The following is a 1,083-nucleotide window of genomic DNA, read 5'->3' as shown; positions in this document are numbered from 1 at the left end:
TGTCCATCTCGGATGGTTCGTCGTTGGCGGTGTTGGCGCATCCGGAGGCTGACATCGGTCTGGTGGGTTATGAGATGGCGTTGTTGGTGGATCGTGCCGGTACGGTCCTGACGCCCGATCTGCGTGCGGAACTCCAGGGAAGTCTGCTCAACTAGCGGGCTCCGTGTGCGGATTGGGGCCGCGCACCATAGGGTGCGGGGACGGGGTTTGGCGGTGAACGCGGTATCCGTGGACAGCGAAGGCAGTCGGAGGAGGAATTGTGGCAACGCCCGTAGGCGGACCATACGGTGACGAGTACCCAGGGCAGCCGCACGACGGCGGGCGCCCGGGGCGCTTCAACTTCCCCTCCGCGCCCAGCGGCGGACAGCAGCGGCCGGCGCCCGAGCGGCGTCCCGCGCCGGAGCCACCCGCGCATCCGAGGGCACCGCACCCCGAGGCGCGCCCAACGCCCCCGTCCGGGAGCGCCCATCCGGCGGACGCCGGCGCCCGAGGGCGCCCCGAGCCCACCGTCTCGGCCCCGGCCGACGACTGGTCGGTGCCCCGGCCCGGCAACCGCCGCCGTCCGCAGGAGGGCGAGGCACCACAGCCGCTGGTGCGTCCGTACGCGATGACCGGCGGCCGGACCAGGCCGCGTTACCAGTTGGCGATCGAGGCGCTGGTGTCGACCACCGCCGATCCGATGCGGCTGCAAGGGCAGCTGCCCGAGCACCAACGGATCTGCCAGCTGTGCTACGAGGTCAAGTCGGTCGCCGAGGTGTCCGCGCTGCTCGCCATCCCGCTCGGAGTCGCCCGGATTCTGGTGGCCGACTTGGCCGAGGCCGGGCTTGTCGCCATCCATCAGCCGGGCCATGACGGGGAGCCCGGCGGTCAGCCAGATGTGACACTGCTCGAAAGGGTGCTCAGTGGACTTCGCAAGCTCTAACGAGGCGGGTCTCTCCGCGCCGTCCCGTTCGACCACGTCCGCGAAGATCGTGATCGCGGGTGGGTTCGGCGTGGGTAAGACCACGTTTGTGGGGTCGGTGTCGGAGATCAATCCGCTGCGGACCGAGGCGGTGATGACGTCGGCGTCGGCGGGGATCGACG

1 protein-coding gene and 2 pseudogenes are annotated in these 1,083 nt (G+C 70.5%); all 3 read left to right on the top strand.

What is annotated here, in order from left to right:
* Positions 1-155: pseudogene (locus tag EBN88_RS29980) on the top strand (roadblock/LC7 domain-containing protein); the annotation flags it as partial.
* A gap of 104 nt (positions 156-259) precedes the next feature.
* Positions 260-922 carry a DUF742 domain-containing protein gene (locus tag EBN88_RS29975; RefSeq protein ID WP_122400093.1) on the top strand — a complete coding sequence of 221 codons (663 nt, stop codon included), beginning with the start codon at positions 260-262 and terminating at the stop codon, positions 920-922.
* Positions 903-1,083, top strand: a pseudogene (locus EBN88_RS29970) (ATP/GTP-binding protein); the annotation flags it as partial. The gene EBN88_RS29975 and the pseudogene EBN88_RS29970, both read left to right, overlap by 20 nt.

Source organism: Streptomyces triticirhizae (genome assembly GCF_003696235.1).
GTDB lineage: Bacteria > Actinomycetota > Actinomycetes > Streptomycetales > Streptomycetaceae > Streptomyces > Streptomyces triticirhizae.
This window is presented reverse-complemented; position numbering and strand designations above follow the sequence as displayed.